22 protein-coding genes are annotated in these 25946 nt (G+C 71.1%); 1 reads left to right on the top strand and 21 read right to left on the bottom strand.

Features of this window, described 5'->3' with window-relative positions:
• Positions 1–66: 66 nt before the first annotated feature.
• Positions 67–723 (bottom strand): TetR/AcrR family transcriptional regulator, encoded by a 657-nt coding sequence (locus ACULK4_RS08390; protein WP_445966670.1) that lies wholly within the window; start codon positions 721–723, stop codon positions 67–69.
• A 109-nt stretch (positions 724–832) separates the two neighbouring features.
• Here ACULK4_RS08390 and ACULK4_RS08385 point away from each other — a divergent pair, with 109 nt between their 5' ends.
• A complete protein-coding gene (locus ACULK4_RS08385) occupies positions 833–1891 on the top strand; it encodes an App1 family protein phosphatidate phosphatase (protein WP_445966671.1) in 1059 nt (352 codons plus the stop codon).
• Positions 1892–1922: 31 nt separating this feature from the next.
• Here ACULK4_RS08385 and ACULK4_RS08380 read toward each other — a convergent pair whose 3' ends face one another.
• From ACULK4_RS08380 to ACULK4_RS08285, 20 genes are all read right to left on the bottom strand, one after another.
• Positions 1923–2978: a quinone-dependent dihydroorotate dehydrogenase gene (locus ACULK4_RS08380; protein ID WP_445966672.1), complete on the bottom strand. Its 1056-nt coding sequence runs from the start codon at positions 2976–2978 to the stop codon at positions 1923–1925.
• 12 nt (positions 2979–2990) lie between these two features.
• Positions 2991–3464 (bottom strand): transcriptional regulator NrdR, encoded by a 474-nt coding sequence (gene nrdR / locus ACULK4_RS08375; RefSeq protein WP_445966673.1) that lies wholly within the window; start codon positions 3462–3464, stop codon positions 2991–2993.
• Between the two features lie 24 nt (positions 3465–3488).
• Positions 3489–4802 (bottom strand): histidinol dehydrogenase, encoded by a 1314-nt coding sequence (gene hisD, locus ACULK4_RS08370; protein WP_445966674.1) that lies wholly within the window; start codon positions 4800–4802, stop codon positions 3489–3491.
• A 47-nt stretch (positions 4803–4849) separates the two neighbouring features.
• On the bottom strand, positions 4850–8380 hold the full coding sequence (gene dnaE, locus ACULK4_RS08365) for a DNA polymerase III subunit alpha (RefSeq protein WP_445966675.1): 3531 nt from the start codon (positions 8378–8380) through the stop codon (positions 4850–4852).
• 81 nt (positions 8381–8461) lie between these two features.
• Positions 8462–9382, bottom strand: a complete 921-nt coding sequence (locus ACULK4_RS08360; RefSeq protein ID WP_445966676.1) for an RluA family pseudouridine synthase — start codon at positions 9380–9382, stop codon at positions 8462–8464.
• Between the two features lies 1 nt (position 9383).
• Positions 9384–9998, bottom strand: a complete 615-nt coding sequence (lspA, locus tag ACULK4_RS08355; protein WP_445966677.1) for a signal peptidase II — start codon at positions 9996–9998, stop codon at positions 9384–9386.
• Positions 9988–10677 (bottom strand): DivIVA domain-containing protein, encoded by a 690-nt coding sequence (locus tag ACULK4_RS08350; RefSeq protein WP_445966678.1) that lies wholly within the window; start codon positions 10675–10677, stop codon positions 9988–9990. Before ACULK4_RS08350 ends, lspA begins: the two co-directional genes overlap by 11 nt.
• A gap of 114 nt (positions 10678–10791) precedes the next feature.
• Positions 10792–11097 carry a YggT family protein gene (locus ACULK4_RS08345; protein WP_445966679.1) on the bottom strand — a complete coding sequence of 102 codons (306 nt, stop codon included), beginning with the start codon at positions 11095–11097 and terminating at the stop codon, positions 10792–10794.
• A 9-nt stretch (positions 11098–11106) separates the two neighbouring features.
• Positions 11107–11580, bottom strand: a complete 474-nt coding sequence (locus ACULK4_RS08340) for a cell division protein SepF (protein WP_445966680.1) — start codon at positions 11578–11580, stop codon at positions 11107–11109.
• Positions 11581–11613: 33 nt separating this feature from the next.
• Positions 11614–12285 carry a YggS family pyridoxal phosphate-dependent enzyme gene (locus tag ACULK4_RS08335; RefSeq protein WP_445966681.1) on the bottom strand — a complete coding sequence of 224 codons (672 nt, stop codon included), beginning with the start codon at positions 12283–12285 and terminating at the stop codon, positions 11614–11616.
• Between the two features lie 46 nt (positions 12286–12331).
• Positions 12332–13528, bottom strand: a complete 1197-nt coding sequence (gene ftsZ / locus ACULK4_RS08330) for a cell division protein FtsZ (protein WP_445966682.1) — start codon at positions 13526–13528, stop codon at positions 12332–12334.
• A gap of 165 nt (positions 13529–13693) precedes the next feature.
• Entirely contained in the window at positions 13694–14749 is a 1056-nt protein-coding gene (locus ACULK4_RS08325; protein WP_445966683.1) for a cell division protein FtsQ/DivIB, read from the bottom strand.
• A gap of 10 nt (positions 14750–14759) precedes the next feature.
• A complete protein-coding gene (gene murC, locus ACULK4_RS08320; RefSeq protein ID WP_445966684.1) occupies positions 14760–16166 on the bottom strand; it encodes a UDP-N-acetylmuramate--L-alanine ligase in 1407 nt (468 codons plus the stop codon).
• 45 nt (positions 16167–16211) lie between these two features.
• Complete coding sequence (locus tag ACULK4_RS08315) at positions 16212–17312, bottom strand: UDP-N-acetylglucosamine--N-acetylmuramyl-(pentapeptide) pyrophosphoryl-undecaprenol N-acetylglucosamine transferase (RefSeq protein WP_445966685.1); 1101 nt, start codon at positions 17310–17312, stop codon at positions 16212–16214.
• Positions 17309–18565, bottom strand: coding sequence for a putative lipid II flippase FtsW (gene ftsW, locus ACULK4_RS08310; protein WP_445966686.1), 1257 nt, complete (start codon positions 18563–18565; stop codon positions 17309–17311). The genes ACULK4_RS08315 and ftsW overlap by 4 nt, the downstream gene beginning before the upstream one ends.
• Positions 18522–20075: a UDP-N-acetylmuramoyl-L-alanine--D-glutamate ligase gene (gene murD, locus ACULK4_RS08305; protein WP_445966687.1), complete on the bottom strand. Its 1554-nt coding sequence runs from the start codon at positions 20073–20075 to the stop codon at positions 18522–18524. Before murD ends, ftsW begins: the two co-directional genes overlap by 44 nt.
• Entirely contained in the window at positions 20060–21154 is a 1095-nt protein-coding gene (mraY, locus tag ACULK4_RS08300; protein ID WP_445966688.1) for a phospho-N-acetylmuramoyl-pentapeptide-transferase, read from the bottom strand. Before mraY ends, murD begins: the two co-directional genes overlap by 16 nt.
• Positions 21151–22563: a UDP-N-acetylmuramoyl-tripeptide--D-alanyl-D-alanine ligase gene (locus ACULK4_RS08295; protein WP_445966770.1), complete on the bottom strand. Its 1413-nt coding sequence runs from the start codon at positions 22561–22563 to the stop codon at positions 21151–21153. Before ACULK4_RS08295 ends, mraY begins: the two co-directional genes overlap by 4 nt.
• The gene (locus tag ACULK4_RS08290; protein WP_445966689.1) at positions 22560–24104 is read right to left on the bottom strand and encodes a Mur ligase family protein; all 1545 of its coding nucleotides are present in this window, start codon (positions 24102–24104) and stop codon (positions 22560–22562) included. Before ACULK4_RS08290 ends, ACULK4_RS08295 begins: the two co-directional genes overlap by 4 nt.
• 13 nt (positions 24105–24117) lie before the next feature.
• Entirely contained in the window at positions 24118–25914 is a 1797-nt protein-coding gene (locus ACULK4_RS08285; RefSeq protein ID WP_445966690.1) for a peptidoglycan D,D-transpeptidase FtsI family protein, read from the bottom strand.
• Between the last annotated feature and the right edge of the window lie 32 nt (positions 25915–25946).

Here is a 25946-nt window from a genome sequence, read left to right as displayed (position 1 = left end):
GCCAAACACCTCACTGCGGTCCGTCGCAACGGCACCCGCCGCCGCGCGAGCGATCTCGGCAGGTTCTCAGGCGGCCGAGGTGGCCGCGACGCCGTCGGCGAGGTGCCCGTCGAGGTACTCGCGCACGACGCGCCGCGCCTCGTCGATGTACCGCACGTCGACGTCGGCTCCTCGCGCGAAGGCGCGATGGATGAGTGCCTCGCCGACCTCGACGGCGATGCCGAGCCGGAAGCGGGTCTCGGCGTCGTCGCGGATGCCGAAGTCGTGCTCGAGGAGGCGCGCCAGGCGATGGGCGATCTCCGCCTCGCCGTCGTCGGCCAGCTCGCGAGGCGCGGCGTGGACGACCGTGAACCCGGGCTCGTCGCGGTACAGCTCGGCGCACACGTCGAGCGCCACGTCGATCACGTGCCACCACTCCGCGAGGTCGGCCTGCTCGAGCGCCTCGGCGAGCCGCTCGCGGTACCGCCGGACGCTGCGCTCGCGCAGCGCGTGCAGGACGGCGACCCGGTCGGGGAAGTAGCGGTAGACCGTGCCGATCGACGCGCCCGCGCGCTCGGCGACCATCTGCGTGGTCAGTCGCTCGAATCCGAGTTCGTCGACGATCTCGGCCGCGGCGTCGAGCAGCGCGTCGAGCCGTTGGCTGCTGCGTCGCTGCGTCGGCTCGGTGCGGACCGAGCGCCTCCGGACGTGATCGGTCCCGAGGATCAGGTCGATGTTTGGCACGGGACCTCCTCACTTGCCGGACTACTCTACCTGCGACCGCGGATGCTGCCGACCGCCGTTCGCGGCCCGGGTTTGACCCACCTGCGGGACCGCATGAAAGACTGAGTGGATGCCGGTGAGCTCCCCCGTCCCGGCCGGTCCCCGGCAACGGCCGGTCCGGCACGGTGCCGCGCGCCTCGAAGACTGGATCCACGATGTCCGCGAGCGCTGGGCGAGGCGCCGCGGCCACGTGCCGACCGTGGTCCCGTACACCGGGTACGGCTCGACGGAGTGGGTCCGCGTGTTCTGTCGCGTCCTGCTGTCGAGGCCGGCCTCCGCAGAAGGCACGTCGAAGCGTCGCCGGCGGCGGCGCGAGCAGGGCATCCGCGGCTGGCGCAGCTTCACGAGCGTGCCGGTCGGCGACGTCCGCGTGACCATCGAGGTCGGCGGCGAGCGGATCGAGGTGCTCGCCGACCGCGGCGGCGTGATCGACACGCGGGTCCCCGCGCGGCTCGAGCCCGGCTGGAACCGGGCGGTGCTGCACGTCGAGGGGTCGGAGCCGGTCGAGGCTCCGGTCTGGGTCGTCGCGCCCGACGTGCACTTCGGCATCGTCTCCGACATCGACGACACCGTCATGGTGACCGCGCTCCCCCGCCCGTTCGTGGCGTTCTGGAACACGTTCGTGCTCGACGAGCACGCCCGCAGTCCGACGCCGGGCATGGCGGTGCTCTACGAGCGGCTCGTGCGACGGCACCCGGGTGCGCCGGTCGTCTACCTCTCGACGGGGGCATGGAACGTCGCCCCGACGCTGACGCGCTTCCTGTCGCGCAACCTCTACCCCGCCGGACCGATCCTGCTCACCGACTGGGGCCCGACGCACGACCGCTGGTTCCGCAGCGGCCGCGAGCACAAGTCCGACAACCTGCGCCGGCTCGCCGAGGAGTTCCCCGACATCCGCTGGCTGCTGATCGGCGACGACGGCCAGCACGACGAGGAACTGTACGCGTCCTTCGCGGCGGAGCACCCCGAGCGGGTCGCGGCCGTCGCGATCCGCGAGCTGTCCGTCGGCGAGGCGGTCCTCGCCGGCGGCCGCGCCAAGGCCGAGCAGCACGGCGCCGACGTCCCGTGGGTCTCGGCCAGCGACGGTGCCACGCTGGCCGACCGGCTCGCCGACATCGGCATGCTCTGACGTCAGACCTCGCGGGCGTGCCTGCCGAGGGTCAGGTGACGGATGCCGCGACGCCGCGTTCGCGGCGGAGGCGCTCGAGCCCGCGGTTGACCTGCCGAGCCCACAGCGGACCGCGGTAGACGAATCCGGTGTAGCCCTGCACGAGCGTCGCGCCCGCGTCGAGTCGCTCCTGGACGTCGTCCGCCGTCTCGACGCCGCCGACCGAGATGACGCACAGCGATTCGGGCACGTGCGCGCGGATGAGTGCGAGCACCGCGAGCGACCGAGCTGCGAGCGGTGCCCCGGAGAGCCCGCCCGCGCCGATGGCCTCGACCTCTGCGGCAGGCGTGACGAGGCCGGCTCGCGAGATCGTCGTGTTCGTCGCGATGATGCCGTCGAGTCCCAGCCGGACCACGAGCTCGCAGATACGCACGACCTCGGCATCGTCGAGGTCGGGTGCGATCTTCACGAGGAGCGGCGTGCGCCCGGCCGTGTCGCGCACCGCCTCCAGCAGCGGGGCGAGCGAATCGAGCTCCTGCAGGCCGCGGAGGCCCGGGGTGTTCGGCGAGCTCACGTTGACGACGAGGTAGTCGGCGTGCGGGGCGAGCACCTTCGCGCTGCGGACGTAGTCGTCGGTCGCGCGCTCGACGGGCGTGGCGCGGCTCTTGCCGATGTTCACCCCGAGCACCGGCCGGTGCGTGAGACGGGACAGCCGCGAGATGCGGCCCACTGCGGCATCCGCCCCGCCGTTGTTGAAGCCCATGCGGTTGATCAACGCGCGATCGGCGATGAGCCGGAACAGGCGCGGCCGCTCGTTGCCCGGCTGAGCGAGGGCGGTGATGGTGCCGACCTCGACGTGGCCGAACCCGAGGTTGCCGAGGCCGACGACCGCGAGGGCGTCCTTGTCGAATCCGGCGGCGACCCCGAACGGCGACGGGAATCGCAGTCCGAGCGCCTCGACGCCGAGCTCGGGGGCGGGCGCCGTGTAGCGCTCGACGAGCCGCCCGATGCCGAGCGCGGGCAGTCGACGGATGACGCCGAAGGCGAGGTGGTGCGCGCGTTCCGGGTCGATGCGCGAGAGGACCTGTGAGAAGAGAAGTCGATACATGCCTGGATCAGGCTACTCGACGGGCCGCGCGGGCAGGCGCCCGTGCTCCTCGCGAAGCTGGCCGATCGCGGTCTCGAAGTCCTCGAGCGACTCGAACGCCTGGTAGACGCTTGCGAACCGCAGGTACGCGACCTCGTCGAGCTCGCGCAGCGGCGGGAGGATCGCCAGGCCGATGTCGTTCGCCTCGACCTGCGACGCTCCCGTCGAGCGGATCGTCTCCTCGACCTTCTGCGCGAGCACCGCGAGGTCGCTGTCGGTCACCGGCCGCCCCTGGCACGCCTTCTTCACGCCGAGCACGACCTTCTCACGGCTGAACGGCTCGATCACGCCGGAGCGCTTGATCACCGCGAGGCTCGCGGTCTCGGTCGTCGAGAACCTGCGCCCGCACTCCGGGCACTGTCGGCGCCGACGTATCGAGAGGCCGTCGTCGCTCGTGCGCGAATCGATGACGCGCGAATCCGGGTGGCGGCAGAACGGGCAGTGCATGGTGCTCCCAGCGTAGCGGCGCGGTCAGGGTCGGTCGCCGAAGCGGGCGGTGACCGCCTCGCCGTGCGCGGGAAGGTCCTCCTCGGCCGACAGGGTCGCGATGACCGGGGCGACCTCGCGCAGGGCCCGCTCGTCGTAGCGCACGACCTGCTGCGGCCGCAGGAACGTCGCCGCGGACAGGCCCGACGCATACCGCGCCTGCCCGCCGGTCGGCAGCACGTGGTTCGAGCCCGCCGCGTAGTCGCCGAGGCTCACGGGCGAGTGCGGACCGATGAAGATCGCTCCGGCGTTCTCGATGCGGGCGAGCGCGGCGTCCGCGTCGCGGACCTGGATCTCGAGGTGCTCGGCGCCGAACGCGTTGGCGAAGTCGGCCGCCTGCTCGAGGTCGTCGACGAGCACGACCGCCGACTGCGGTCCCTCGAGCGCGGTCCGGATGCGCTCGGCGTGCCGCGTGGCGGCCACGCGCGTAGCGAGACGCTCGAGCACGCGGTTCGCGAACGGCGGCGAGTCGGTCACGAGCACGGCGGCCGCCAGCTCGTCGTGCTCGGCCTGGCTGACGAGGTCGGATGCCACGAGGTCGGCGTCGGCCGCGTCGTCGGCGATCACGAGGATGTCGGTGGGGCCCGCCTCGGAGTCGATGCCCGTGACGCCCTGCACCAGCCGCTTCGCTGCGGCGACGAAGACGTTGCCCGGACCGGTGACCCGCTGCACGGGGTCGAGTCCGATGCCGGGTACGCCGTATGCGAACGCCCCGATCGCGCCGGCGCCGCCCATCGCGTACACCTCGTCGATGCCGAGGAGCGCGGCGACGCCGGCGATCGTGGGGTGGATGCGCCCGCCGTAGGCGGCCTGAGCGGGCGACGCGAGCGCGATCGAGCGGACGCCCGCGACCTGCGCGGGCACCACGTTCATGACGACGCTCGACGGGTACACGGCCTTTCCGCCGGGCACGTACAGCCCGACCCGCGCGACCGGCTGCCAGCGTTGCTCGACGATCGCGCCCGGCCCGAGCACCGTCGTCTCGGGAGCCGGGACCTGCGCGGCGCTCGCGGCGCGCACGCGCTCGATCGTCGACTCGATCGCCGCGCGGACCTCCGTGGTGAGGGCGTCGCGTGCGGCGGCGAGTTCGTCGGCGCCGACGCGGACCGAGGCCGGTCGGGCCCGGTCGAACCGCTCGGCCTGGTCGAGCAGCGCGGCCTCGCCGCGTGCGCGCACGTCGTCGATGAGCCCGCGTGCGGCGTCGAGCGCGGCCGCGACGTCGGTCTCGGCGCGCGGGACGAGCGCGAGCAGTTCGCGTGCGGAGGGGCGGGTGCCGCGAAGGTCGATGGTGCGTAGCATGGCCCGCCCAGCCTACCGATCGCGGCCGGGCGAGCGCTGGGCGAGCGTCACGCGAGGCAGTTCGGACCGAGCAGGCTCTTGAGCTCCCCGTAGAAGTCGGCGCTCACCGCGACCGGATAGGGCAGCTCGAACACGCGGGCGGTGCGCCCCTTCGTGAGCTTCAGGCGAACCTCGGTGTCACCGCGGTGGCGGATCAGCACGTCGCCGAGCGCCGTGATCGTGTCGGTCGTCGCCCGCACGTCGGGCAGCGAGATCACGACCGGGCCGTTCTCGTCGCCCTGGCCGACCTCGGGCTCGAACACGCTGTAGGCGTGCAGGTTCATGCCGTCGTCGCGCAGGCTCACGCGGCCGCGCACCACCACGATGGAGTCGCCCTTCAGTGCGGGCGCGAACTCCTGGTACGCCTTGCCCATGAACATGACGGTGATCTCGCCCGAGAAGTCCTCGACCTGGATCATGCCGTACTGGTTGCCCGACTGCCGCGCCACGCGGTGCTGCACGCTCGTCACGAGCCCGGCGATCGTCGCGACGTCGCCGTCCTGCGTGGCATCCGAGCTCATCAGGTCGGTGATGGTCGTCGAGGCGTGCTTCGCGAGCGTCGCCTCGAGGCCCGCGAGCGGATGGTCGGAGACGTAGAGGCCGAGCATCTCGCGTTCGAACGCGAGCTTGTCGCGCTTCGACCACTCGGGTCGGTCCGGTACCGGCGAGGGCGCCGCCTCCTTCTCGTGATCCTCGAAGAGGCTGTCGAAGTCGAACCCGATGTCGCCGTTCTCCTCCGCCCGCTTCTCCTTCACGGCGGCCTCGACGGCGCCCTCGTGGATCTCGACGAGCGCCCGGCGCGTGTGCCCGAGCGAGTCGAACGCGCCGGCCTTCACGAGCGACTCGACCGTGCGCTTGTTCGCGACCTGGGTCGGCACCTTCTTCAGGAAGTCGTGGAACGTCTCGAAGCGCCCCTTCGCGTCGCGCGCCGCACGGATCGCGTCGACGACGTTGAAGCCGACGTTGCGCACCGCGCCCAGCCCGAAGCGGATGTCGTCGCCGACGGCGGCGAAGAACCCGATCGACTCGTTCACATCGGGCGGCAGCACCTTGATGCCCATGCGGCGGCACTCGTTGAGGTACAGCGCGAGCTTGTCGCGCGCGTCGCCCACGGACGTCAGCAGCGCCGCCATGTACTCGGCCGGGTAGTGCGCCTTGAGGTACGCGGTCCAGTAGCTCAGCACGCCGTAGGCCGCGGAGTGGGCCTTGTTGAACGCGTAGTCGGAGAACGGCAGCAGGATGTCCCACAGCGTCTTGATCGCGGCATCCGAGTAGCCGTTGGCCTTCATGCCGCCGGAGAAGCCCTCGTACTGCTTGTCGAGCTCGGACTTCTTCTTCTTGCCCATCGCGCGGCGCAGGATGTCGGCCTGGCCGAGGCTGAACCCGGCGACCTTCTGCGCGATGGCCATGACCTGCTCCTGGTAGATGATCAGGCCGTAGCTCGTGTCGAGGATGTCGCGCAGCGGCTCCTCGAGCTCGGGGTGGATCGGCGTGATCGGCTGCAGGCCGTTCTTGCGCAGCGCGTAGTTGATGTGGGAGTTCGCGCCCATGGGACCGGGGCGGTAGAGCGCGATGACGGCGGAGATGTCCTCGAAGTTGTCGGGCTTCATCTGCCGCAGGAGCGAGCGCATCGGCCCGCCGTCGAGCTGGAACACGCCCAGCGTGTCGCCGCGGGAGAGCAGCTGGTACGCCGGGGCGTCGTCGAGCGCCAGGTCCTCCAGCACCGGACGGAACCCGCGGTTGGCCTCGATGTTGTCGAGCGCGTCGTCGATGATCGTGAGGTTCCTGAGGCCCAGGAAGTCCATCTTGATCAGGCCCAGCGACTCGCAGGCCGGGTAGTCGAACTGCGTGACGATCTGGCCGTCCTGCTCGCGCTTCATGATCGGGATGATGTCGATCAGCGGTTCGCTCGACATGATGACGCCCGCGGCGTGCACGCCCCACTGCCGCTTCAGGTTCTCGAGGCCGAGCGCCGTGTCGAAGACCGTCTTCGCCTCGGCATCGGTCTCGATGAGGGCGCGGATGTCGCCCGCCTCCTTGTAGCGCGGGTGGTCCTTGTCGAGGATGCCGGAGAGCGGGATGTCCTTGCCCATCACGGCCTGCGGCATCGCCTTGGTGAGCTTCTCCCCCATGCCGAACGGGAACCCGAGCACGCGCGAGGAGTCCTTCAGGGCCTGCTTCGCCTTGATCGTGCCGTACGTGACGATCTGCGCGACGCGTTCGTCGCCGTACTTGTCGGTCACGTACTTGATGACCTCGCCGCGACGACGCTCGTCGAAGTCGACGTCGAAGTCGGGCATCGAGACGCGGTCTGGGTTCAGGAACCGCTCGAAGATGAGGCCGTGCTGCAGCGGGTCGAGGTCGGTGATCTTCATCGCGTACGCGGCCATCGAGCCGGCGCCCGAGCCTCGACCGGGGCCGACGCGGATGCCGTTGCGCTTGGACCAGTTGATGAAGTCGGCGACGACGAGGAAGTAGCCGGGGAAGCCCATCTGGCTGATGACCTCGACCTCGTAGTCGGCCTGCCTGCGCACCTCGTCGGGGATCCCGCCCGGGTACCGCTCGTGGAGGCCCTTCTCGACCTCCTTCACGAACCAGCTCTGCTCGCTCTCGCCCTCGGGCACCGGGAAGCGCGGCATGTAGTTCGCGCTCGTGTTGAACTGCACGTCGCAGCGCTCGGCGATGAGCAGCGTGTTGTCGCACGCCTCCGGGTGGTCGCGGAACAGGTGCCGCATCTCGGCGGCGGACTTCAGGTAGAACTCGTCGGCGTCGAACTTGAACCGATTCGGGTCGTCGAGCGTCGAGCCCGACTGCACGCACAGCAGCGCCGCGTGGCTCTTCGCGTCGTGGGCGTGCGTGTAGTGCAGGTCGTTCGTCGCGACGAGCGGCAGGTCGAGCTGCTTCGCGAGGCGGAGCAGGTCGTCCATGATGCGCTTCTCGATGCCGAGCCCGTGGTCCATGACCTCGGCGAAGAAGTTCTCCTTGCCGAAGATGTCACGGAACTCCGCCGCGGCCTTCACCGCCTCGTCGTACTGGCCGAGGCGGAGCCGCGTCTGCACCTCGCCGGACGGGCAGCCCGTGGTCGCGATGAGCCCCGTCGAGTAGGTCTGCAGCAGCTCGCGGTCCATGCGCGGCTTGAAGTAGTACCCCTCGATGGACGCGCGGCTCGAGAGCCTGAAGAGGTTGTGCATGCCCTCGGTCGTCTCGGAGAGCAGGGTCATGTGCGTGTACGCGCCGGACCCCGACACGTCGTCGCCTCCGCCGTTGCCCCACCGGACGCGGGTCTTGTCGCTGCGGTGCGTTCCCGGCGTCAGGTACGCCTCGGTGCCGATGATCGGCTTCACGCCCGCGTCCGTCGCCTGCTTCCAGAAGTCGAACGCGCCGAAGACGTTGCCGTGGTCGGTCATCGCGACGGCGGGCATGCCCTCGGCGGCCGCGGCCTTCATCAGCTCACCGACCCGAGCCGCACCGTCGAGCATCGAGTACTCGGAGTGCACGTGCAGGTGGACGAAGGAATCGGCGGCCACAGGGCTCCTCATCGGTGGTGCGGCGATCGGGGTCTGGGAGTGGTTGCAGTCTATTCGCCGCCACCGGCACGAGGGCGTCGCGCTGCGGGCGGTTCAGTCGCCGCGGAGCACGTCGAGCGCGTGCTGGAGGTCTGCCGGGTAGTCCGATCCGTACGTCGTCCACTCACGCGTGCCGGGGTGCACGAACGAGAGCCGCCTCGCATGCAGCCACTGCCGCTCGAGCCCCAGCCGGGCGCTCAACGTCGGGTCGGCCCCGTACATCGCGTCGCCGGCGCACGGATGCCGCTGCGCCGCCATGTGCACGCGGATCTGGTGCGTGCGCCCCGTTTCGAGGTGCACCTCGAGCAGTGAGGCGTACGGGAACGCCTCGATCGTCTCGTAGTGCGTGACGGCGGGCTTGCCGTCGACCGTCACCGCGAACTTCCACTCCGAGCGGGGGTGTCGCCCGACCGGCGCGTCGATGGTTCCGGCCAGCGGGTCGGGATGCCCCTGGACCACCGTGTGGTAGATCTTCTCGACCTCGCGGTCGTGGAACTTCCGCTTGAGATCCGTGTAGGCGCGCTCGGACTTCGCGACGACCATCAGGCCGCTCGTACCCTGGTCGAGCCGGTGCACGACTCCCTGGCGTTCCGGGGCGCCCGACGTCGAGATCCGGTACCCGGCCGCGGCGAGGGCGCCGACGACCGTCGGCCCCTCCCAGCCGAGGGACGGGTGCGCGGCGACGCCCGCGGGCTTGTCGACCACGACGAGATCATCGTCGTCGTGCACGATGCCGAGGTCCGGGACCGGGATCGCCTCCACCTCGAGCGTGCGCGGCGGCTCCCAGCTCACCTCGAGCCAGGCGCCTGCGTGCAATCGGTCGGACTTGTCGACCGCCGCCCCGTCGAGGTGGACTCCGCCGGCCGTCGCGATGTCGGCCGCCTGCGTGCGCGAGAACCCGAGCAGCTTCGCGAGCCCGGAGTCGACTCGCGCGCCCTCCAGCCCGTCGGGAACGGGAAGTGAACGGTGCTCCATCTCAGGACTCGCGCGCGAGTTCGGCCCCTGCGCCGCCGCTCCGGGCGTCGCGCTCGGGCTTCGCCTCGTTCGCATCGTTCGCGCCCGGCTCGCCGCCGTCGCGCGACGGACGTGACCCGTCGAGGCCCACGCCGCGGATCGTGAGGATCATGAACAGCACCATGCTCGACACGATGGCGATGTCGGCGACGTTGTAGATCGCCGGGATGAGCCACGGCGTCGAGATGAAGTCGATCACGTGCCCGATGCCGAAGCCGGGCTCGCGGAACAGGCGGTCGGTGAGGTTGCCGAGCACGCCGCCGAGGAGCAGCCCGAACACGAGCGCCCACGCGATCGAGCGGATGCGACGCGCGAACCAGATGATGAACGTGATCACGCCCGCGGCGAAGATCGTGAAGATCCACGTCATGCCACTGGCGATGGAGAACGCGGCGCCCGGGTTGCGCACGAACTGCCACTGCAGGACGTTGCCGAGCACCGGCACGACCTCGCCCTCAGCGAGCGTCGTGACGACGTACTGCTTGCTCACCTGGTCGACGCCGTAGACCGTGATCGCGACGCCGACCAGGATGAGCAGTGCGGTGATGCCGACCCTGGCCGGGCGCTCAGCCCGCAAAGCCCTGGAACGTCGGTGAGGGCTGCTCGTTCGTCACGCCCGGCGCGCCGACCGGCGCGGAGAATCCGGCGCCGCCGGAGACCTGCACCGGCTGGGCCGTGTCGAGCTCGCGGAGCTGACCCTCGATGTAGCTCTTGAGCTTCTGGCGGTACTCGCGCTCGAACACGCGGAGCTCGTCGACGCGCTTCTCGAGCGCCATCCGCTCCTGGTCGAGGATGCCCATCTGCGCGCGCTGCTTGGCCTCCGCCTCGGCGACGATGCGCGCCGCCGTGGCATGGCCCTCGGCGATCAGCGCGTCGCGCTTCTCGACGCCCTCGCGGACGTGCTCCTCGTGCAGGCGGCGGGCCAGCTGCAGGAGGTTGGTGGTGCTGGTCTGCTCGTCGATCTCCGACTGCGGCGCGGCCGTGTGCGTCGGCACGGCGACCGTGGGCGGCGCGGCCGCGGGCTCGGCGTAGACCGGGGCGGGTGCGGCAGCCGGCGCGGGAGCGCCCTGGCCTTCGCCGGAGCGTGCCTCGGCGGCGGCGAGGCGCTGGCGGAGCTCCTCGTTCTCCTGGTTCAGGCGGCGCAGCTCGACGACCACCTCGTCGAGGAAGTCATCGACCTCGTCCTGGTCGTAGCCCTCCCGGAACTTCGTCGCCTGGAAGCGCTTGTTGACCACATCTTCCGGAGTTAGCGCCATGGCTTCCCATCCCTCGAATCTGTCGAACTGTCGATCACGTTCAGCTAACGGTAGCAAAGAGATCCTCGGGGACGCAGTGCCCCGACGCACGGCGCGCCACGGCCCGTCATCCGCTCACGAGGCGGCGGCAAGCGACGAGACGACGGTCATCGCGATGATCACCACGAGCATGGCGATGGACCAGCCGAGGTCGAGCGCGACCTGACCGAGGCGGATCGGCGGGATCAGCCGCCGGAAGAACTTCACGAGGGGGTCGGTCACGGTGTACACGGCCTCCACGAGCACGAGCACCAGGCCGCGGGGACGCCACGACCGATTGAACGTGCGCACGAGGTCGAGCACGAACCGCGCCCACATCGCGAAGAAGTAGATGAGGAGGAGGGTGTAGACCAGGTTCCAGACGATGGCGAGGGCACTCACGTCGGGAGTCTACGCGTGCGAGAAGAAGGACGCGTCCACATCCCCTTCGGACTCGCCCGCCTCGCCCGAGACGACCACGTGCGCCGGCGACAGCAGGAACACCTTGTTCGTCACGCGCTCGATCTTCCCGTAGAGGCCCTGCGAGAGACCGCTGGCGAAGTCGATCAACCGGCGAGCGTCGGCGTCGGACATCTGCGACAGGTTGATGATGACCGGAACGCCGTCGCGGAACGACTCGGCGATCATCTGGGCGTCGCGGTACTGGCGCGGGTGCACCGTGAGGATCTCGTTCATCTCCGCCTGCGGGGGTGTCGGTTGGACGTGCGTCTTCCGGAGCGGGGTCACCGCGGCTCCGCCCTTGGGGGCGGCCGGTGCGGGAGCGGCATGCACGACGGGCGCAGGTGCCGGCTGCTGGGTCTCGGCCTCGAGCTCTTCATCCGCGAGTCCGAGGTAGACCATGGTCTTCTTGAGCGGGTTCGACATCGCTGCCTCCGTCAGTGGTTCCGTGGTTCGAGGCTATCCGGCGGTCGGCCGATTCCCCGTGATTGCCGTGCCGATCCGAAGGTGTGTCGCACCCTCGAGGATCGCCTCGCGGTAGTCGTGCGACATCCCCATCGACAGGAAGCGCGCCGCCGGTGCGAGGGCCCGTACGCGGTCGGACATCTCACGCACCCGCGCGAACGCGGGCCGGGCCGGTTCACCGAGCGGCGCGACCGCCATGAGTCCGAGCAGCGAGAGCCCGGGAGTGCCGAGCACCTTCTCGACGAGCGCCTCGAGTTCGTCCGGGGCGGCTCCCCCGCGACCTGGATCGTCCGTGAGGTTCACCTGCACGAAGCAGTCGACGGATGCCTCATCGGAGCGCAGCGCATCGACGAGCGACTCGCGGTCGACCGAGTGGATCGCCGCCGCGTACGCGCGCACCTGCCTGGCCTTCTTGCTCTGCAGCTGCCCGACGAAGTGCCACCTGAGGTCGAGGTCCGCGAGCTCCGCCGCCTTGGCCTGAGCCTCCTGGTGGCGGTTCTCCCCGATGTCGCGGACGCCGAGCGCTGCGAGCTCGCGGATCAGCGAGATCGGCTGGAACTTCGTGACCACGATCGTCGTGACCTCGGCAGGGTCGCGGCCGGCCGTGTGCGCGGCGTCGGCGACGCCCGCCCGCACCGCGGCCAGCCGCTCGTCGAGCTCGCTCATGGTCGGCCTCCCGACCCGTCGGGCGTGCTCGGCGCGACAGCACCGATCACTTCAGGAAGTCGGGGATGTCGAGGTCGTCGGAGTCGTCGGCGAAGGCCGGGTCGGACACGATCTGGTCGGCTGTGGTGCTCGAGGCCTCGCCCCAGTTCGCCGTCTCCACGAGTTCCTCGATGTCGATCTCCGCGAGCGGCTCGCCGGCCTCCCCACCCGAGATCGCCGAGCCCGCGCCGACGCTCGCGCCGACGGCCGCCGGGACCGCAGTCGGCTTCTTGACCTCGACGGGCTTCGGCATCGGGTCGCCGCCGTCGAATCCGGCGGCGATGACCGTCACCCGCACCTCGTCGCCGAGGGTGTCGTCGATCACCGCACCGAAGATGATGTTGGCCTCGGGATGCACCGCCTCCTGGACGAGGCGCGCGGCGTCGTTGATCTCGAAGATGCCGAGGTTCGAGCCGCCCTGGATCGACAGGAGCACGCCGTGCGCGCCATCGATCGAGGCCTCGAGGAGGGGACTCGCCACGGCGAGCTCCGCCGCCTTGATCGCACGATCGGCCCCTCTCGAGGAGCCGATGCCCATGAGCGCGGACCCCGCGCCCTGCATGACCGACTTCACGTCGGCGAAGTCGAGGTTGATCAGGCCCGGAGTCGTGATGAGGTCGGTGATGCCCTGCACGCCGGCGAGGAGCACCTGGTCGGCGGTCGCGAACGCCTCGAGCATCGAGATGCCCCGGTCGCTGATCTCGAGAAGGCGGTCGTTCGGGACGACGATGAGGGTGTCGACCTCCTCCTTCAGGCGTGCCACGCCCTGCTCGGCCTGCGTCTGGCGGCGCTTGCCCTCGAAGGCGAACGGCTTGGTGACCACGCCGATCGTCAGCGCACCGATCGACTTCGCGATGCGCGCGACGACCGGAGCCCCGCCGGTGCCGGTCCCGCCGCCCTCGCCCGCGGTCACGAACACCATGTCGGCGCCCGCGAGCGCCTCCTCGATCTCCTCGGCGTGGTCCTCGGCGGCGCGACGTCCGACCTCGGGGTCCGCGCCGGCCCCGAGCCCGCGGGTGAGATCGCGACCGACGTCGAGCTTGACGTCGGCGTCGCTCATGAGCAGTGCCTGGGCGTCGGTGTTGATCGCGATGAACTCGACTCCCCGTAGGCCGAGCTCGATCATGCGGTTGACGGCGTTGACGCCGCCGCCGCCGATGCCGACGACCTTGATCACGGCGAGGTAGTTCTGGTTAGTCGACATTTCGGGCCCTCCGTGCGAACTCTGAACTTTCAACCTCCAGTCGAAGGTTAAAGTTTTGCCGAGTATGCAATTCCTGAGTCGAAGGTATCGGCGCGTCCGAACCGGTCCGAGAGGCGGCCCCGCGTGTCGCGATCCGGAAGGCGGATCGTCGTCGAGGTTCCGGCGTCAATCGGTGACCGGGCTGAGCGGCGCCGAGACGTCGTAGCGATCGACCCGATCCGGCGGCGCCGCCGCCATCAGCCGTGCGAGGACCGTGGCCTTGAGGGGCGACTCGTCCGCGCTCCCCCAGGCCACGACGGCGCCCTCGGCCAGTTCGAGGCGAACGTCGTCGGGCGTGTCGGCCGTCACCTGGGCGACACGCGCACGCAGCTCCGCCGGCAGGCTGCGCAGCACGGCTCCCGCCGCTCGATACGCGTCGCCGTCGAGGCCGCCCACCGCGGTCACCAGCGGCAGCCCCTCGGGCGGGGCGCCGTGGCGTTCGATCACCACGCCCGCGGCATCCGCCGACACGTACCCGGAGGAGGTCTGCACGACTCCGACCGGCGTGCGCTCGACGACCCGCACGACCAGTGTGCCGGGCGGCACCGTCTGCGTCGAGTAGGTCTCGATGAGCGGGAACGCCGAGAGGGTGCGCCGCACCTCGTCGGTCGCGATGAGCGGCAGCGGGGTGCCCAGCCGATCGTCGAACGCAGCACGGATGTCGGCGGCGGGCACCCGCGACGCGCCCTCGACGCGGATCTCGCGCAATGCCATGAGCGGCGAGTAGGCGACGCCGACGGCGAGCAGGGCGAGCGCCGCGACCGACGCGAGGCCGACGATCCAGGTCATACGCCGCAGGCGGCTCCGCTTCGTGAAGCGCCGCACCTCCTGACGCTCGTACCGGCGCCTGCGCCGTTCCGCGGCCGCGAGGGCCCGCCGCGCCGCCCGCACGTCGCGCGACGAGTCGCCCGTGCTCCGCGGCGTCGAGGCGCGGGGGGTCGACGCGCGTGGCGAGGGTGGCGCCGGGGGCGTCGCCGTCGCGGAACCGGCCGCCGGACGGGCGCCCTCCACCGACGGCACGCCGACGGCAGCATCCGTCGCCCCGCCCGCCGGCAGGCTGATCGGCTCGGTCAGCGCCTGGTCGCGCGGTACCTCCGGCGGCCGCCGTCCCGCGGCCTCCGCCGTGGTCGACGCACGCGGGCGAGCCGGCGTCGCCCGCTCGAACCCCTGCGGCCGCTTCACGTCGAGGTCCTCAGGCGAGCCGCTCGCGCTCGAGTGAACCGAGGATCTGCGGCACGATGCGGTACACGTCGCCGCAGCCCAGCGTGATCACGAAGTCGCCCGGACGCGCGATGCGCGCCGTGTGCTCGGCCGCCTCCTGCCAGTCCGAGATGAACGCCACGTGCTCCGGGTGCGCGAACCGCTCGCTGACGAGCGCCCCGGTGACGCCGGGCTCGGGATCCTCCCGCGCTCCGTACACGTCGAGCACGACCGTCTCGTCGGCGTGCTGCTCGAGCACCTCCGCGAACTCCTTCGCGAACAGGCGGGTGCGGCTGTAGAGGTGCGGCTGGTGCACCGCGATGATGCGGCCGCCGCCGACGACCGTGCGCGCTGCCGAGAGCGCCGCTGCGACCTCGGTGGGATGGTGGGCGTAGTCGTCGAACACGCTCACGCCGTCGACCGTGCCGTGGAGCTCGAACCGACGGCCGGTGCCGGCGAAGCGGGCGATGCCCTCGAGCGACGTCGCCGGGTCGAAGCCCAGGCCGACGAGCACCGCGAACGCGCCGGCGGCGTTGATCGCATTGTGACGCCCGGGCACCCGCAGGCGCGCACGGTGCTCGGCACCCTCGTACGTGATCGCGAAGGCCACCGGGCCGTCCGTCTCGATCGAGTGCACGCGCACCGTGGCATCCGCCGCATCGCCGAAGGTGAGCACGCGCTCGTGCGAGAGCCGCCCGGCCACGTGCTTCGCTCCCGCGTCGTCCGAGGAGATCACGACGAACTCGCGCGCGCGGTCGGCGAAGTCGACGAAGGCCTGCTCGAACGCCTCGAGCGATCCGTAGTGGTCGAGGTGGTCGGGATCGACGTTCGTGATGAGGGCGACCGACGTGTCGTAGAGCAGGAACGATCCGTCGGACTCGTCGGCCTCGACCACGAACAGGTCGCCGGACCCCGAGGCCGAGCTCACCCCGAGCTCCTCGATGACGCCGCCGTTGACGAAGCTCGGGTCCTCGCCGAGGGCGAGCAGGCCCGTGATGATCATGCCCGTCGACGTGGTCTTGCCGTGCGCGCCGGCGACGGACACGAGCCGTTGCCCGGCGATGACCGACGCGAGCGCCTGCGAGCGGTGCAGCACGGGGATGCCGCGTTCGAGCGCGAGCCGGTACTCGGGGTTGTCCTGCCACAATGCACCCGTGACGACGACCGTGTCGACGTCGTCGGGCAGGTTCTCGGCGGAGTGGCCGATCGCGATCGTCGCGCCCAGCCGGCGCAGCGCCGCGATGTTGTCGGAGTCGCGCACGTCGGAACCGGTCACCCGATGGCCCGCACCGAGCACGAGGCGGGCGATGCCGCTCATGCCCGAACCGCCGATGCCGACGAAGTGGACGGCGCCGAGGTCGGCGGGGACGGGCGTGGAGAGGTCGGGCTTGATGGTCACGGTGTGCGGTGCTTCCTGGGTGGTGTGCTGCGGTCGACGTCAACGTTACGCGCCCCGTCGGGGTGGCGACCCCGCCCCGGCCAGCGCGCCGTCGATGAGCGCGACCGTGCGGTCGGTGCCGTCGAGAGCGCCGGCGGATGCCGCGGCGCGGGCCATCGACGCGAGCTGCTCGCCGTCGGCGAGCAGGGGCACGAGCTTCTCGTCGACCCATTCGGGAACGAACGCGGCGTCGTCGACGAGGATGCCGCCGCCCGCGGCCACCACATCGGCGGCGTTGAAGCGCTGCTCGCCGTTGCCGACCGGGTAGGGCACGTAGACGGCCGGGATCCCGAGTGCCGACAGCTCGCTCACCGTCGCGGCGCCAGCGCGCGAGACGGCGGCGTCGGCGATCGCGAGCGCCAGGTCCATCCGGTCGGCGTACTCGAGCATGCGGTAGCCGTCGACGCCCGGGTCCTCGACATCGGATGCCGCGCCCGTGACGTGGAGCACCTGCCACCCGGCGGCGACGATCGCCGACGCGCTCTGCACCATGGTGCGGTTGATGCGCCGGGCGCCGAGCGACCCGCCCGTCGCGAGCAGCACCGGACGAGCCGGGTCGAGGTGGTACAGCTCCGCGGCCTCGGCGCGGCGGCCACCGCGATCCAGCGTCTCGATCTCGCGGCGGAGCGGCATGCCGACGAACTCGGCGCGCGGCAGCGGCGTGCCGCGGAAGGCGACGCCGACGCGCGCGGCGAATCGCGCGCCCAGGCGGTTGGCGAGGCCCGGCTTCGCATTCGCCTCGTGGATCACGACCGGGACGCCCGCGCGGCGAGCGGCGAGGTACGCGGGCGTGGCGACGTAGCCGCCGAACCCGACCACGACGTCGACGCCGCGGTCGGCGATGAGCGCCGCGACGGTGCGGATCGAGCGGCGGAACCGCGACGGGAACCGCAGCGCGGCGCCGTTGGGCCGGCGCGGGAACGGCACCTTCTCGATCGTGAGCAACTCGTAGCCGCGGGCCGGGACGAGGCGCGCCTCGAGGCCCTCCTCGGTGCCGAGCACGAGCACCCGAGCGCGGGGATCGCGTTCGCGGAGCCGGTCGGCGACCGCGAGCAGCGGGTTCACGTGGCCGGCGGTCCCCCCGCCGGCGAGCAGGTAGGTCGTCATCGGGCGCGCGCCGCCTTCATGGCGCGGGCCTCGCGCCGCTGCTCGGCGCGCGCCGCCGCACGGGCGGGCGCGCCGGGGTCGCGCGCGACGGAGAGGACGATGCCGATCGCGGCGAGCGTGGTGAGCAGTGCCGTGCCGCCGGCGGAGACGAGCGGCAGCGGCACACCGAGGACGGGGAAGACGCCGAGCACGACACCGATATTGACACAGGCCTGGCCGACGACCCACACGAGCACGGCCGCGGACACCGTCCTGGCGAACGGCGTCTGCGCAGCGCGGAGGACCCGGGCGAGCGCGAGTGCCAGCACCACGAAGAGCCCCAGGACGACGACCGCGCCGATCAGTCCGAGCTCCTCGCCGATGATGGCGAAGATGAAGTCGTTGTCGGCGGCGGGTAGCCACGACCACTTCGCGGCCGAGTTGCCGAGGCCGACGCCGAGGATCCCCCCGTTCGCGAGGGCGAAGGTGCCGTGCTGGATCTGCCAGCAGTCGGCGGTGTCGAACTGCGTGCAGTGCTCCTGGAGGAACGCGGTGATGCGCTTCATCCGGCTCTCGCTCGACACCGCGACGAGCGCGAACGCGGTCGCGCCGAACAGCAGCGGAACGACGAGCAGCCGCAGCCGCACGCCGATGAGGAAGAGGGTGCCGAGCAGCATCCCGGCCATGACCATCACCGTGCCGAGGTCGCCGCCGAGGAGCACGAGGCCGATGGCGCCGCCGCCGACCAGCAGGATCGGCAGGATCCCGTGCGTGAAGTCGCCGAGCTGGTCCTTCTTCTTCGTCACGATGAGCCCGAGCCACAGCACCAGGGCGACCTTGATGAGCTCCGACGGCTGGAACTGCACCGGGCCCAGCCGGAGCCAGTTCGTGTTGCCGCCGACCTCGACGCCGAGCGGGGTCGCGACGACCAGGAGCTGCAGCGCGCAGGAGATCGCCAGCACGAGCCATGCGATGCGCATCCAGAACGCCTCGGGCATCCGCCCCGCAAGCAGCATGACCGGCACGCCGATGAGGGCGTACGTGGCCTGCTGCAGCGCCCGCGAGGTGTAGTCGCCGTCGTTCTCGAGGCCGGACTGCACGATCGACGACGACAGCACCATGACGAGCCCGAGCACCACGAGGAACAGGACGGTCCCCAGCAGCAGGAAGTAGTCCTTCGACTCGGCGCGGAACGCTCCGAGCCGGATCCGTGCGACCGGTCCCGTGCCGTCAGCGCCCTTCTGCGGGCGGGTCGTCCGAGGCGGGCTCGTCATGCGCCGTTCCTCCCAATCGCTCGCGGACGGCGTCCTGGAATCGCCGGCCCCGGTCGGCGTAGTCCGCGAACTGGTCCATGGATGCCGCAGCCGGGGCCAGGAGAACGGTGTCGCCGTCCTCCGCGACCGAGGCCGCCAGGGCGACCGCGTCGGGCATCACGTCCTCAGTGTCATCCGTCGCCACCTCGAGGAGCGGCAGTCCCGGCGCGTGTCGGCGGAACGCCTCGACGAGGGCCGCGCGGTCGCGACCGATCACGACCGCCGCCCGGAGCCGCGGCACGTGGCGCCGGACGAGGGCGTCGGCGTCGACGCCCTTCAGCAGACCGCCCACGATCCAGACCACCCGGCCGAAGGCCCGCAGCGACGCCTCGGCGGCGTGCGGGTTGGTGGCCTTCGAGTCGTCGATCCAGCGGATGCCGCCGGAGATCGCGACCGTCTCGATCCGGTGCGCGTCGAGGCGGAACGTCGCGAGCGCGTCGTGGAGGACCGCGACGGGCACGTCGTAGGAGCGTGCGAGCGCCGACGCCGCGAGGATGTTCGCCACGATGTGCGGCACGGCCAGGCCGCGCGGCTCGAGCTCGTCGAGCGTGGTGATCTCGAGAGCGGCGGTGCGACGCTCCTCGAGGAATGCCCGGTCGCAGAGGATGCCGTCGACGACGCCGAAGTCGCTCGGCCCGGGGGTGTCGAGGCCGAACCCGATCGCGCGCGCGCCCTCCTCGACGTCCGCGTCCTCGACCATGTGCATCGTCGCCTCGTCGGCGCGGTTGTACACGCACGCCACCTTGGTGTTCTGGTAGACCTTCGACTTCGCGTCGCGATAGGCGCCGGCCGAGCCGTGCCAATCGAGGTGGTCGTCGGCGAGGTTCAGGCAGACGCTCGAGTACGGGTGCACCGCTCCCGGACCGGTCGTCGGCATCGTATGCAGCTGGAAGCTCGAGAGCTCGACGACGAGGACGTCGTAGCCGATCGGGTCGCGCACCGCGTCGAGCACCGGGACGCCGATGTTCCCGCACGGCGCGACGCGCACGCCGTTCGCCGCGATGAGCGTCGCCGCGAGCTGCACGGTGGTGGTCTTCCCGTTGGTGCCCGTGACGAGCATCCACTCGGCGGCCCTGACCTTGTCGCGGACACGCCAGGCCAGCTCGATGTCGCCCCACACGGCGACGCCGGCCTGCGCCGCCCACACGAGCACGGGATGGTCCGGCCGGAATCCGGGCGAGACCACGATGAGATCGGGGGCGTCGCCGGCGATCCCGTCGGGGACGTCGTCGAGCGGGTCCACCTCGAGGCGCACCCCGATCACGTCGAGGATCCGCGCCCGGTCGTCGTCGCGATCTCGCGCGTACACCGTGACCTCGGCGCCGAGCTCGGCGAGCGTGTCGGCGACGGCGAACCCGGTGACGCCGAGTCCGAGCACCACGACACGCAGGCCGCGCCAGTCGGCGTGCCAGCTGGTCAGGTGATCGAGGCGCGAGGCGCCGGATGCGGCATCCGTCAACTCTGCAGCCATTCGAAGTAGAACGCGCCGACGCCGGCCGCCACGAACAGGCCGCCGATGATCCAGAACCGCACCACGATCGTGACCTCGGCCCACCCCTTCAGCTCGAAGTGATGGTGGATCGGGCTCATGAGGAAGATGCGCTTGCCGCCCGAGACCTTGAAGTACGCGCGCTGCACGATCACCGAACCCGCCTCGATCACGAACAGGCCGCCGATGACGAGCAGCAGGAGCTCGGTCTGGCTCGTCACGGCGAGCGCGGCGAGGGCGCCGCCGAGCGCGAGGGAACCGGTGTCGCCCATGTAGATGTGGGCCGGGTTGGTGTTCCACCAGAGGAACCCGACGACAGCGCCGACGATCGCGGTCGCCACGATCGCGAGGTCGAGCGGATCGCGGACGTCGTAGCTGCGGTACAGGTCGCTCGGGTTGAGGTTCTCGCTGAAGCGCGACTGGTTGAACTGCCAGAAGCCGATGATGATGAACGACCCGATCGCGAGGATCGACGCGCCGGACGCGAGTCCGTCGAGGCCGTCGGTCACGTTCACGCCGTTCGACGCCGCCGCGGAGATGAGCACGATCCACAGGACGTAGGCGACGATGCCGAACACCGTGCCGAAGACCATGAAGTCGAGCGGCAGGTCGCGGATGAAGGAGATCTTCGTCGTCGCCGGCGTCGCCCCCTCCTCGTTGGGGAACTGCAGGGCGAGCAGCGCGAAGACGGCAGCGACCAGGGTCTGGCCGGCGATCTTCGCCCACCCCCCGAGCCCGAGGCTCTGCTTCTTGCGGGTCTTCAGGAAGTCGTCGATGAAGCCGACGATGCCGAGGCCGACCATCATGAACAGCACGAGCAGGCCCGAGGCCGTGGGCCCGTCGCCGATGAGCAACGTGGCGCTGAAGTAGCCGAACAACGTGCCCAGGATGAAGATGATGCCGCCCATGGTGGGCGTGCCGCGCTTCACATGATGGGTCTGCGGCCCGTCGTCGCGGATGAACTGCCCCCACCCGAGCCTCGTGAACAGCCGGATGAACAGCGGCGTCAGGAAGAGCGTGAAGGAGAGCGACAGTGCTCCGGCGGTCAGAAGTGCTCTCACGCGAACCATTCTCCCAGTCGGTCGCCGAGGTGGCGGAGGCCCGCCGAGTTCGACGATTTCACCAGTACGGTGTCCCCGGGACGCGCCATCGACGTCACGAGGTCGAACGCCTCGTCGGCGGTGTCCACGTACGCGGACTCGCCGTCCCACGAGCCCTCGTTGATCGTGGAGATGTGCAGGCGGCGGGCGCCCCCTCCCACGACGACCAACTGCGAGATGCCGAGGCGGACGGCGAGCAGGCCGATGCGGTCGTGCTCCTCGCCCGAGAACTCGCCGAGTTCGCTCATCTCGCCGAGCACCGCGATCGTGCGGGCGCCCGGGCGCTTGACCTGCGCGAGGGTCTTCAGCGCCGCCGCCATCGAGTCGGGGCTGGCGTTGTACGCGTCGTTGATGACCGTGATGTCGTGCCGGCCGCCCATGACCTGCATGCGCCACTGCTCGGCGAGGGTGACCTTCTCGAGGCCCTCGACGATGCGCGCGAGCGGCACGTCGAGCTGCAGCGCCGCCGCGATCGCCGCGAGGGCGTTCATCACGTGGTGCTCGCCGAGCACCGAGAAGCTCACCCGTGCCGACTCGCCGCCGGGCACCGTGACGGTGAACTCCGTGCCGCGTGCGTGGACCTGCACGTCCGTCGCGCGGACGTCGGCCTGGTCGGCGAGTCCGAACCACACGACGCGCGCACGCGTGAGCCCGGCCATCGGCACGACGCGCGGGTCGTCGGCGTTCAGCACCGCGACATCCGTCGGCAGCAGCTCGGTGACCATCTCGGACTTGGCCTGCACGGTCTTCTCGATGCCGCCGAACTCGCCGGCGTGCGCGAGGCCGACCTTGAGCACGATGCCCACGTCGGGCCGCGCCATGCGCACCAGGCGGGCGATCTCGCCCACGCCCGACGCGCCCATCTCGGCGACGAGGAACTCGGTGTCGTCGGAGAGCTCGAGCATCGTGGTCGGCGCTCCGACCTCGTTGTTGTAGCTCTTCCGGGCCGCGACCGTGGGCCCGACCTGCTCGAGCACCGTACGCAGGAGGTTCTTCGTGGTCGTCTTGCCGTTCGAGCCAGTGACGCCCACGATCCGCAGCCTGCCGAGGGCACGGACCCGGCGCACGACCTCGGTCGCGAGCGCACCGAGCGCATCGACCGAGTCGGCCACCACGACCTGCGGCACGGGCAGGTCGAGCTCGTGCTCGACGACGAGCAGCGCCGCGCCGCGCTCGACGGCGCCGGGCGCGAACCGGTGCCCGTCGTCGGACTCGCCGCGCTTGGCCACGAACACGCCACCGGACTCCACCTCGCGCGAGTCGGTGGTCACGGCGCCCGTGACCACCGTCTCGGGCGTGGCCTGCGTGCCGCTCGCCTCGAATCGGCCGGACGTCGCCGCGGCGACCTCGGCCATGGTCAGCGCGATCATTCGAGCCACCCCGCTTCCTGCAGTGCGAGCCGGGCGTCGTCCCGGGCCGAGTACGGATGCTTCACCCCGGCGACCTCGTGGTAGTCCTCGTGGCCGGGGCCGGCGTACAGCACCGCGTCGCCCTCGCCGACCAGGTCGAGCGCGCGGCGGAACGCCGCCCGCGGGTCGCCGATCTCGTGGATCTCGCGGTCGGGCACGGCGTCCCGCGCCCCGGCGATGAGCGCGGCGCGGATCGCCGCGGGATCCTCGGAACGGGGGTGGAAGTCGGTGATGACGAGCGCGTCGGCGCCGCGCGCCGCGATCGCGCCCATGTCGGCGCGCTTGGTCGTGTCCCGGTCGCCGTCGGCCCCGAACACCATGACGATGCGACCGTCGGTCGTCCGGCGGATCGCGTCGAGGGTCTGCCGGAAGGCGTCCGGCGTGTGGCCGTAGTCGATGTACACGACGGGCCCCCGGTCGCCCGACACGCGCTCGGCGCGGCCCGGGATGTACGCGTCGATGCCGCGACCGGCGATGGCCCCGCCGATGAGGTCGAGATCGTGGCCCGCCTCGACCAGCATGACGATCGCGAGCGCCGCGTTGGCTGCCATGAAGTGCCCGATGAGCGGCACGCTCGTCTCGAGCGCACGACCGTCGGGGCCCTCGAGCCGGAACGACGTGTGCGTGGGCGCCTCGTCGAGCAGCGTCATCCGCCAGTCGGCGTCGACGCCCGGCTCGGTCGCGAGCGTCGTCAGCGGGATCCGCGACTCCGAGACCAGGCGCCGTCCCCACTCCGAGTCGACCGTCACGACGCCGCGCCGGGCTCGGTCGGGCGTGAACAGCTCGCGCTTGGCCTCGAAGTAGTCCACCATCGACGCGTAGTCATCGAGGTGGTCGTGCGAGAGGTTCGTGAAGCCCGCCACGTCGAACACGAGGCCGTCGACGCGGTGGCGGGTCAGCGCCTGCGCAGACACCTCGATGCCGACCGCGCGCACGTCGACCTCGCGCATCCGGGCCAGCAGCGCGTGCAGCTCGCTCGCCTCGGGCGTCGTGAGCGCGCTCGTCACCGCCTCGTCGCCGATGCGGCGCTCGGCGGTCGAGGTCAGTCCGGCGGTCACGCCCAGCTGGCGGAGGATCGCGTAGAGCAGGTAGACGACGCTGGTCTTGCCGTTCGTCCCCGTGACCGCGAACAGGGTCGCGGGGTTCTCATCGGTGCGGTGGATCCACCCCGCGACGTCGCCGAGCGCCGCGCGCGCATCGCCCGTGACCAGCACCGGCAGACCCGACTCGGCGGCGAGCCCGGCGCCGGCGGGGTCCGTCAGCACCGCCACGGCCCCGTTGGCCGCGGCCTGCCCGGCGAATCGGGCTCCGTGCGCGTTGCGGCCCGGCACGCCGACGTACAGGTCGCCGCCCTGGACGGCGCCGGAGGCGATGGCCACGCCGGTGACGTCGAGGTCGTCGATCCCGCCGCGCACCTCGAATCCGAACGCGTCCGCGAGGCCGCGGAGCGATCGAGGATTCGGGTGCTGCGGCCGGAGTGCCGTGGGAGGCGTTCCGGTCACGAACCCAACTTTCTCACCAGTTTGCTGGCAGTTCAGGCGCCGGGGCGCCGGATGGAACCGTCCGATACTTCTTCAGCACCTGGCTCATCACCTGTTGGAAGACGGGAGCAGCTGCGGCGGACGAATTCATCTTAACCGGGTTCTTGATGCTCACCGAAACGACGAACTCGGGGTCATCGGCCGGCGCGAAGCCGGCAGCCGAGACGAGGTAGCCCGACAGGTAGCCGCCCGCGCCGTCGGGGACCTGCGCGGTTCCGGTCTTCGCAGCGACCCGGTAGCCGGGAATCTCCCAGCGGTCCGAGACCCAGGCGTCCTCGTAGACGCGCTCGAGCATCGCTGCCGTCTGCTCGGCGGCGCCCTCGGAGATCACTCGGCGCCCCTCGGTGGACGCTGCGTCCTCCAGCGTGCCGTCCGGCATGCGGCATCCGTCGACGAGGGTGACCGGCATGCGCACGCCGCCGTTGGCGATGGTCTGGTAGACGCTCGCGATCTGCACCGCAGTGGTCGACAGGCCCTGGCCGAACATGGTCGCGTAGCGCGTCTGCGAGTCTGGCCAGCCGTCGTCGTAGTTCAGGTCGCCACCCGCCTCGCTCGCGAAGCCGACCTCGGTCGGCTCGCCGAGGCCGAACGCGCGCATGTACTCGTAGCGCTCGGCGTCGCTGATCCGCTCGCCGAACAGCGACATGCCCGTGTTGGACGAGACGACCAGCATGCCCGTCATGGTCCAGCGCTCCGGGTCGTGACCGAACGAGTCGGTGATGTCCGCGCCGTCCGGCTCGTAGCGGTACGGGGCCGTGACACGACTCGTCGGCGTCGCCTCCCCGGCATCGATGACGGATGCCGACGTGAGCGACTTGAACGTCGATCCCGGCTCGAAGGGGGCGGTGAACGCGCGCGACCCACGGTCGTCCGAGTCGACCGAGGTCGGCGCGTTCGGGTCGACGGTCGGCACGTCGGCCACCGCCAGGAGGCGGCCGGTCTTCGCCTCCATCACCGTGACCGTCGCCCACTCGGCCTGCGTCGCCGCGACCTGCTCGGCGGCGACGCGCTGGACGAAGTACTGCAGGTCGGCGTCGATCGTCAGCTGCAGGTCGCCGCCGTCGCGGGCCGCGGCGACCAGCTGCTCCGAACCGGGGATCGTGACCCAGTCGGTGAGGCTTCGCAGCGAGCGCATCTCGCCGTTCTCCGCGGCGAGGCACCGGTCTTCGGAGAGTTCGAGGCCGGCGAGCGCATCGCCGTCGTCGCCCATGAACCCGAGCAGGTTGCCTGCGACGGCGCCGTTCGGATAGCGACGGCTGGGGTGCTCGTACGGGACCACCCACGGGACCTTCAGGGCCTTGACCTCCTCGTAGGTCGCCGTGTCCACGCCCTTCGCGACGAACGCGAAGTCCGACGCCGGATCCTGCTCGAGGGACGCGTCGATCACGGCTCGGAGCTGTTCGCCGGACGTCCCGATCACGGCGCCCAGCTCGGCGAGCACCTGATCGAGCGGAACCTCCACCTCGATGGTCTTCGAAGGGTCGGCGGGATCGGGCTGCGTCCTGGAGACGGGCCCGACCATCGCCTGCTTCGGCGAGAGCGCGATGTCGTACCGCATCACGCTCTCGGCCAGCACCGTGCCGTTCGCGTCGAGGATCTCGCCGCGTTCGCCGTAGATCGTGTCGATCCGCGACCGGACGTCGCGGGACGCCTCGTTGAGCTCGGCCGCGCGGACGACCTGGATGTCGACGAGCCGGATGACGAACCACCCCACCAGCAGGAGCAGAGCGACGCCGGCGGCGAGGATCCGCCGCGTGGGATGCCGGCTCACTCGGTTCATCGTGGTGGTTCGCTCCTCATCGT

The organism is Agromyces selenitireducens, from assembly GCF_052748465.2.
Note: the sequence above shows the minus strand (reverse complement) of the source record. Positions and strands in the feature narration are given on the sequence as shown.